Source organism: Tomitella biformata AHU 1821 (genome assembly GCF_000524475.1).
Classification (GTDB): Bacteria; Actinomycetota; Actinomycetes; order Mycobacteriales; family Mycobacteriaceae; genus Tomitella; species Tomitella biformata.
The window spans coordinates 19,901-27,628 of record NZ_BAVQ01000008.1 but is presented as its reverse complement, the minus strand read 5'-3'; the positions used below and the strand labels follow the sequence as shown (position 1 = coordinate 27,628).

General features: G+C 67.1%; 8 protein-coding genes. 2 read left to right on the top strand and 6 right to left on the bottom strand.

The window, feature by feature from the left end; genetic code table 11:
• Positions 1 to 39 precede the first annotated feature (39 nt).
• The 4 genes from TBIF_RS05730 to TBIF_RS05715 form a co-directional block, all read right to left on the bottom strand.
• Positions 40 to 309, bottom strand: a complete 270-nt coding sequence (locus tag TBIF_RS05730) for a DUF2537 domain-containing protein (protein ID WP_024793896.1) — start codon at positions 307 to 309, stop codon at positions 40 to 42.
• Positions 299 to 1,105, bottom strand: coding sequence for a TrmH family RNA methyltransferase (locus TBIF_RS05725; RefSeq protein WP_024793895.1), 807 nt, complete (start codon positions 1,103 to 1,105; stop codon positions 299 to 301). The genes TBIF_RS05730 and TBIF_RS05725 overlap by 11 nt, the downstream gene beginning before the upstream one ends.
• 59 nt (positions 1,106 to 1,164) lie before the next feature.
• Entirely contained in the window at positions 1,165 to 1,602 is a 438-nt protein-coding gene (locus TBIF_RS05720) for a MarR family winged helix-turn-helix transcriptional regulator (RefSeq protein ID WP_024793894.1), read from the bottom strand.
• 124 nt (positions 1,603 to 1,726) lie between these two features.
• Positions 1,727 to 3,121, bottom strand: coding sequence for an NCS2 family permease (locus TBIF_RS05715; RefSeq protein WP_051461372.1), 1,395 nt, complete (start codon positions 3,119 to 3,121; stop codon positions 1,727 to 1,729).
• Positions 3,122 to 3,340: 219 nt separating this feature from the next.
• Between TBIF_RS05715 and TBIF_RS05710 the strand changes: the two genes are divergently transcribed.
• On the top strand, positions 3,341 to 3,607 hold the full coding sequence (locus TBIF_RS05710) for a DUF2530 domain-containing protein (protein ID WP_024793892.1): 267 nt from the start codon (positions 3,341 to 3,343) through the stop codon (positions 3,605 to 3,607).
• Positions 3,608 to 3,653: 46 nt separating this feature from the next.
• On the opposite strand, the gene TBIF_RS05705 is transcribed toward TBIF_RS05710, so the two are convergent.
• Complete coding sequence (locus TBIF_RS05705) at positions 3,654 to 4,040, bottom strand: cupin domain-containing protein (protein WP_024793891.1); 387 nt, start codon at positions 4,038 to 4,040, stop codon at positions 3,654 to 3,656.
• A gap of 198 nt (positions 4,041 to 4,238) precedes the next feature.
• On the opposite strand from TBIF_RS05705, the gene TBIF_RS22940 reads away from it, so the two are divergent.
• Entirely contained in the window at positions 4,239 to 4,937 is a 699-nt protein-coding gene (locus TBIF_RS22940; RefSeq protein ID WP_038169975.1) for a winged helix-turn-helix transcriptional regulator, read from the top strand.
• Here the strand turns inward: TBIF_RS22940 and TBIF_RS05695 are convergent.
• Entirely contained in the window at positions 4,934 to 7,723 is a 2,790-nt protein-coding gene (locus TBIF_RS05695; protein ID WP_084611559.1) for a sacsin N-terminal ATP-binding-like domain-containing protein, read from the bottom strand. The two genes, TBIF_RS22940 and TBIF_RS05695, sit on opposite strands and share 4 nt — an antisense overlap.
• Positions 7,724 to 7,728 lie beyond the last annotated feature (5 nt).

The following is a 7,728-nucleotide window of genomic DNA, read 5'->3' as shown; positions in this document are numbered from 1 at the left end:
CGGGCTCGATCTTCTTGGGCATGTTTGCATCCTTTCAACTCACAAGGATGCGGCACAAAACCTGGGGCAGTTCAGGAAGCGCAGCACCAGCCTCCCCCGCCAACTCCATACAGTCGGGGCCAAGCCGCCCACCGCCACCACGTTCGTGATCGGCACCAGCCAGAACTTGACCTCTGCCAGCGCCATGTTGAACACCACAACCAGCACGGCCACCCAGGCCGCCACCGCAATGGCGACAACCACGCCCGTCCACTGGACCGGGGGCCGAGCAGGCTCGGACCACGCCAGTGCCTCGCGACTAGCCGTCACTGCGAATCCGCTCATAGAATGCCATCGCCGCGGCGGTGGCAACGTTCAGCGAGTCTGCTCCCGGGGCCATCGGGATCCGCGCCCGAACATCCGTGGCCTGCATCGTGTGCTCGCGCAGTCCCGGACCCTCCGCGCCGACCAGCAGGGCAACCTTCTCGCCGGACATCGCAGCGGCGAGGGGCAACGCCTCAGGGTTCGGGGTCAGGGACACCACTTGGAAGCCCCGCTCCCGGAGGAGCTGCAAGCCGTTGGGCCAGTCGGGGACATCGGCAAACGGCACCCGGAGCACGTGCCCCATCGAGACTCGCACCGCCCGCCGATACAGCGGGTCCGCGCAACTGCCGCCAAAAAGCACCGCATCGACATTCATGCCGGCGCCGTTGCGGAAGATCGAGCCGATATTCTCGTGGTCGTTGACGTCCTCAAGGATCACCAAGGTGCGGGCCCCGTCCACCACGGCGTCGAAGGTGAGGGTGCTTGGCCGCTCGGCGACGGCCAACACACCCCGGTTCAGCGGAAAGCCGATGCAGGCCGTCATCATCTCCGCAGTCACCCGGTAGTACGGCGCGTCGACGGCGTCCAAGTCGGCACCGAGCTTGGCGAGGCGTCCTTCCACCCCCAGCAGCCCCGCCATCGGGAACCGCGAGTCGATCATGCGCTGCACCACCAGGACGCCCTCGGCAATCACCAGGCCGCGGCCATCCGGCAGGTCTGGCCGCCGATCCGAGCTGTTGAGATCGCGAAAGGAGTCGAGCCGGGGATCAGCCGGGTCGTTGATATCGATGACGTGAACCACCCCGCCATTGTTCCGCAGCCCGGAATGCGCCGACTACCAGCCCTGCACTAACACCTGGACTATTCGGACGAAATCTCGATCATGATGGACGCCGCCGCGCACAGCGTATTCCGCTGGTCGCTGGTCAGGCCCTCGATCTTCTCCCTGAGCCACTTCTCCCGGGTGGACTGCTCCGTCAGCAGCAACGCCTTGCCCTGGCTGGAGATCGCGACGATCGCCTGCCTCCCGTCGGTGGGGTGCTTGGTCCGGTCGATCAAACCCGAGCTCTCCAGCAGTCCCAGCACTCGGGTCATCGATGGTGGCTTGACGCGCTCGTAGTTGGCGAGCCCACCCGGCGTCATCGGCCCGTTCATCAACAGCGCCACTAACGCCGATATTTGCGGGAGGCTGACAGACGAAACTTGCCTCGTTCGCAATATCCGACTCAGCCGCGTGGTGGCCCGGGTGAAATCCCTGGCCAAAACCGCGACACGGTCCCCCTCCACATTGATGCCCACATCATAATCCTAGGTGACCTCTGGTAAATAAACGAATAATTTACCGAAGTTACTTATGAGTCCAGATTCGACCCAAAAACGACGGTGACCAGGCATGCCCCTAAAACTAGGGTGGTGCCGATCGCTATCCGAGGGCACTTCTGATGGGGTCCATGGCGAAGTACGCGATGAAGGCGGCGGATACCAGCCACATCAAAACGTGAGTCTGGCGAGCCCGTCCCGCGGCCACCGCCAGGACCACCCAGGCGATGAAGCCGACGCCGATACCGTTCGCGATCGAGTAGGTGAAGGGCATGACGACGATCGTCAAGAACGCGGGCATCGCGATCTCGAACCTGCTGAAGTCGATGTCCTTGATCTGCGACATCATCATCGCGCCGACGATGACGAGCGTCGGCGCAGCCGCCTCGATCGGCACCATCTCGTAGAGCGGGGTGAAGAACATCGCGGCCAGGAACAGCACGCCAGTCACCACGTTGGCCAGACCCGTGCGGGCGCCATCGGCGATGCCGGAGGCCGACTCCACGAACACCGTGTTCGACGACGAGGAGGCCGCGCCGCCCATGATCGCGCCAGCGCCCTCGACCACGAGGGCCTTGCCGATGCCGGGGACGTTGCCGTCCTTGTCGGAGAGCTCCGCTTCCTTGGCCAAACCGGTCATAGTGCCCATGGCATCGAAGAAGTTCGCCAGGACCAGGGTGAACACCAGCAGCGAGGCGGACAGCACGCCAATGCGGGCGAACGCGCCGAAGCTGAACTCGCCGACCAGGCTCAGGTCCGGCATGCTCGCGAAGATATTCGGCAGCATCGGCACGGACATGCCCCAGCCGCCGGGGTTCTCGCCGCCCATCGACGGCTTGATGTCCCAGATCGCCTGCGCGCCGAACGAGGCCAGCGTCGTGACGATGATGCCGATGAGCAGGCCGCCACGCACCTTGCGCACCACCAGCACGCCCATCAGCAACACGCCGAACACGAACAGGGCCGTGGGCCAGGAGCCGATGGAGCCGTTGATGCCCAGGCCCACCGGAACGGTGGTGTGGGCCGCGTCGGGCACACGGGTGACGAATCCGGCGTCGACCATGCCGATAAAGCAGATGAACAGGCCGATGCCGACCGCGATAGCCGATTTCAGCTCATTGGGGATGGCCTTGAACACCGAGGACCTAAAGCCCGTCGCGGCGAGGATCACGATGATGATGCCGTCGATCACCACGAGGCCCATGGCCTCGGGCCACGTGACCTGCGGGACGATCGTGACGGCGACGAGGGTGTTGATGCCCAGGCCCGTCGCGAACGCGAACGGGTACTTGGCGACCATGCCGAAGATGATGCTCATCAGGCCCGCGACCAGCGCGGTGACGGCCGCGACCTGGCCCACGGACAGAATGTTGCCGAGGGTGTCCCGCTTCGCGCCCGGGTCGTCGGCGCTGAAGCTGCCGAGGATCAGCGGGTTCAGGATGATGATGTAGGCCATGGTCACGAATGTGACCAAGCCGCCGCGCACCTCGCGCGTCATCGTCGAGCCGCGCTCGGTGATCTTGAAATACCGGTCCACCACTCCGGATCGGACCTTAGCCGCGGTGTTCTCCGCTGGCGGGACGCTGCCTGGTGGGGTTTCCATCACTGCGCCGTCGCCCGCCGTCTCATCTGCCATAGCGAGCAGAATAGGGCACCCGCCCAAGTCTTGTACGTTAGACCCACTCCTCGCGCAAGGCGCTGCGGTAGCGTGCCAGGAATGACCGATCGCAGCAGTGCCGCCGACAAGCCGCCAGTGTGGGCGCTACCCACCTCGCTCACCGACCCGCGGCCCGTGGTCATCGCCTGCGTGATCGGGTGGATCGTGGCGATCATTGTCACCCTCATCGTGGCTGGAACGTCGTCTCCGATCCTCCCCACGTGCTACGCGGGGCTGGGCATCGGCGCCATCGGAGTCGCCATCTTCCTCATCCAGCGCGCCGCCGCCCGACGCGGCACCAGGGGCGCCCAGCGCGGGCTGGTCTAGCCCAAATCCAGCAGGCCCTACTCGGCCAGCCCCGCTCGAGGTGAGGTCAGCCGGCCAGTTTGGCCCGCATGTGTTCAATCACCTGTCCGTGCTCGTGCTGTGGGCTGAACAGGATGACCTCGGAGTCTTCTTCGACCCGCACCGTATGCCCGGGCGGCCAGTAGAATAGGTCGCCAGCGCGAATCGTCTCCTGTGTCTGATCGGAGTAGGTGACTGTGATGTCACCTTGCTCCAGGTAGCCCCAATGTGGGGCCTGGCACAGGTCGCCGTCGAGCCCCTGCAGCAGCGGTGCGATGTCGGTACCTTTCCCGAGTGTGAAGTACTCGCCACCCATCGTCGCGTAGCCGGTCGCGTCTCCGAATTCGGTCTGCTGCCGGGCAACCGCTCCTGGTACATCAATCCTGGTCGGTATCTCGTTCTTAGCGATTCTCATCGTAACGCCCTTCTGTTTTTTCCAGGCCTGCAGGAACTCAGATCGGCACTCCTGGCTGTCGCGGGGTTCATAAGTTCCAGTGTGCTAGGACGGGGTATCGCACATCCAGTGTCGGATCTGTACCAAGCCGATGCCATTTCTGAACTGATGAGGACAGTCTTCGGAGTAGCATCCAAGAATGCAGGGAGGTCGAGGCAGATGACCGGTTATGGACAATTCTGTCCCATCGCCAAGACCATGGAAGTGCTGGACGAGCGGTGGACGATTCTGGTGATCCGCGAACTGCTCGCGGGCAGTCACCACTTCAATGACCTGCGCCGCGGTGTCCCGAAGATGTCACCGACGCTACTGTCCAAGCGGCTGCGCGGGCTGGTTCGGATCGGACTGGTCATGCGAATCGGCGACGGTACGCGCAGCCGATATGAATTGACACCCGCCGGACGTGAGCTCGCGCCGATCGTGATGGCGTTGGGAAACTGGGGCGTGCGCTGGATGACCCAACTCGGGGAAGAGGATCTAGACCCGCACCTGCTGATGTGGGACGTGCACCGCAACATCGACCTGGCCACCGTCCCTGATGGTCGCACCGTGCTGGAGTTCCACTTCAGCGACGTTGGCGCGCACACCAGCAACTGGTGGGTTGTCATCAACGGGCAGCACGAAGTCGACCTATGCGATTTCGATCCGGGGTACGAGGTGGTCGTCACCGCAACGTCCACTCTGCGGACAATGGTGTTGATTTGGCGCGGCGACCTGTCCTGGCGGGCGGCGCTGAATAACGGTTCTCTCACTCTCGAAGGTTCCAGCCACGTCCGCAATGCTCTGCCGCACTGGCTCAAGCTCTCCCCGTTTGCTGCGTCTCCACGCGTGCTACCGCAGGCCGACGCCGCGCGCTAGGAACGCTGGGGACGAGAGCTGCTCCAGGGTGGCGTGGTGTCTAGCGGGCCGGTCCACCGCTCGTCAGTGTGCATGCGGCCGCCATCGTCCACCCACCACGGCACAGTCATCTCACCCGAGTCATCGCCCAGCCGAACCCGCAGCTCCCGATGCACATGGATCTGCCCTGTCGGCGCCGACAGCCCCCGCTGAGCGGCAGCCAGCACCGCGCCCGGCTCCTGGTCCGCGGCGCTTGCCCGCCCCGTGGACACGACGTCCGCGTGTACCACGTCCGACGCCAAGTCGATGTCAAGCAGCTCAGCCAGCTCGACCGCGGCGGCCAGCAATCCGAGCACCAGCCGAGACGGGGGCACGACGGCCGCAAGCCAGGCCTTGTCGAGCACCATCGCCCGCTCCGCGTCTACGACGGAGCCGTCCAGCGCCCGCACTCGGGCCGGCGCGTCCAGATCCTCCGTATCGATCACGCCCCTGCGCAGAGCCTCGGCCAACAGGCGATGCGCGGTGGCCGTAACCGCGGCTGACGGCGTCCGATCCGGGTCGCCGAGCCGCGCCAGCAGCGTCTCCGCCAGTTCGGCGGATTCCACCGCCGCACCTGCGAGGAGCCCGGCGTAGGCGCTGACGTCATCGATCTCGATCTTGTCGAGCAACCCGGAGAACGTCTCGTCCTCGCCGCGGTACAGGCCCAGACGCTGGCCGTCGACCACCGCGTGCCGGCGCAGCCACCACGCGGTGTAACCGTCCCGGTCCGCCAGCAACGGCCCGATCTGTGGATCTCCGGCCAGCATTCCGAGCGCCGCGGGCCAGCGATCCGGGTGGATCAGGTCGAGGTCGCGGACGGCGATCAACGTGTCGGGCTCCTCGTCGAGCCCGTCCCACCAGAAGTCCTCGTCGTCGAGGTCGTGATCGGGCCCCGTCGGCGCCTCCACACGCAGCAGGGTAAAGCTCCAGCCGACCCCGATTGCCCGCAGCGCCGAGTCACTGTGCCGGGCCCGGAACTCCTCGTCCACCAGCCCGAAGGGCGACTCCTCTGCCAGCACCTGGGCCAGCGGCGCACCCGCGAGCAGCAGTTCGTCCGCCGACCTGAGTTCGCCGTCCCCGTCAGGCAGCAGGACCGCGCCCAACCACGACGGCAGCTCCGAGCCCTCCGGGGCCAGCGCGGCCAGAGTGAGCACAGTGTCCGCCAACTGCTCCGGGGTGAGCTCACCGTCCTCGAATCCGTCGTCGTCGGCGGCCGCCTCCACCGCCGTCTCCAGCTCGGGGTCCCGCAGCAACTCCAGTGCGGTGACCTCGCCGGCGCCTAGCCGCGTCAACAGCGGATGCGCCGCCTCCGGATGGACCAGCCGGACCCAAGGCAGCGCCAGTCCGCCCTCGACATCGACTCCCACGACCACCGTGCGTGGCCCGGTGACCACGCGGCCATCGGCCAGCGGCACGGGCAGGCTCGAAAGCTGCTCTGCCACCAGGGAGTCGGCGGCGAGGGGTTCCAACGCGTCGTAGAGCTGGCGCCACCAGCCCGGCTCCCGGACCATGCCCGAGAGCAACTGTGCCAGGCCGCCCGGGTCCAGGATCGTCACGTCCACAGCGGCGAGCGCGACGGCGCCCGACGGCCCGGACAGCTCCGGGACCACCAGCGCGTCAACGGTATCCGCGAGCACTTCCGCCAGCTCCGCGGTGAGGTTCGGCAGGAGGACGGCCTTGGCCGCAGACACGTCCACTCCCCGCACAGTGGGCAGCCAGTCATGGTCGCGGAGCGCCGCGATGATCGATGCGCGGACCTCCGCGTCCGCCGCGCTGCGGGCGAAGCCGGGCGTGGGCACCAGTGCCAGGCGCTGTGCCGCGGGTACCGCGCGCACTAGAGCTGGATAGCCGTGTGCCACATGGTCGATGGTGCCGGTGGGCAGCAGGCGTCGGCGATCCGGGGCCATCGGCACGTCGGCCACCAGGATCGCCGGGAGTGAGAGTTCCTCGTCGGAGCGCGTCGGCGCGCGCAGCACGTCGGGCCCGGCCGGGACCACGCGGTCGCCGTCCATCCGCGCCAGCCAGCGCACCCCGCCGCGTCCCGCCTCCAGCCACGTCCGGTCGCCGATGGCGATCTGCGCCAAGATGTCTGGGCCCGGCTCGGCCGAGAGCTCGGTGCGCGTGCGCGTCCAACTGACCCCGTCGACGGTGATCACGCCGAGGCCGGTCAGCTCCAGCAACAGGTCCACCGCCTCGCCAGCCATCTGTTCCATCAGCGCGCGGGCGTCGATGTCCGGCCGCAGGGTCAGGACCACTTCGGTGTCCGCGCCCGCCACGGGCGGCGCGTCGATCGCCCAAGCGAGCCTTAGCACCGGCACGCCCACCTCGGGCTCTGCGATTCCGCTCTGCGCCAACAGCTCCCGGGTGCGGGCGCCGGAGAACCGCACCGCGCCGGAGGTCGAGCGGAGGTCGATGTCCTCGCTGATCATCGACACCGACGTGAAGCCCACGCCGAAGCGACCCACGCCGCCCGTCTTCGAGGAGGCCCGGAGGGCGCAGAGCGCCTCGACCCCCGCGGAGTCGAGCGGTGCGCCGGTGTTCGAGATGTGCAGTTGCTGCGCGCCGGAATCGGCGGCGGTCAGCCACACCGCCAGCGCGCCGACGATGCCGGCCGCGCTGGCCGCGTCCGCCGCATTCTGCGCGAGCTCGGTGAGCACCCGGTCGCGATAGCCGCCATGGCGCAGATCAGCCTCGGTGGCGGCGTCCTCCCGCAGCCGGGTGGGCGAAGCGCGCCACGAGTCCAGCGTCGCGGTGCGCAGTGCCCCCACGCCGA

Coding starts and splice junctions, on each gene's coding strand:
- TBIF_RS05705 (WP_024793891.1), bottom strand. CDS start 4,040: ATGAGAATCGCTAAGAACGAGATACCGACCAGGATTGATGTACCAGGA.
- TBIF_RS05715 (WP_051461372.1), bottom strand. CDS start 3,121: ATGACGCGCGAGGTGCGCGGCGGCTTGGTCACATTCGTGACCATGGCC.
- TBIF_RS22940 (WP_038169975.1), top strand. CDS start 4,239: ATGACCGGTTATGGACAATTCTGTCCCATCGCCAAGACCATGGAAGTG.
- TBIF_RS05710 (WP_024793892.1), top strand. CDS start 3,341: ATGACCGATCGCAGCAGTGCCGCCGACAAGCCGCCAGTGTGGGCGCTA.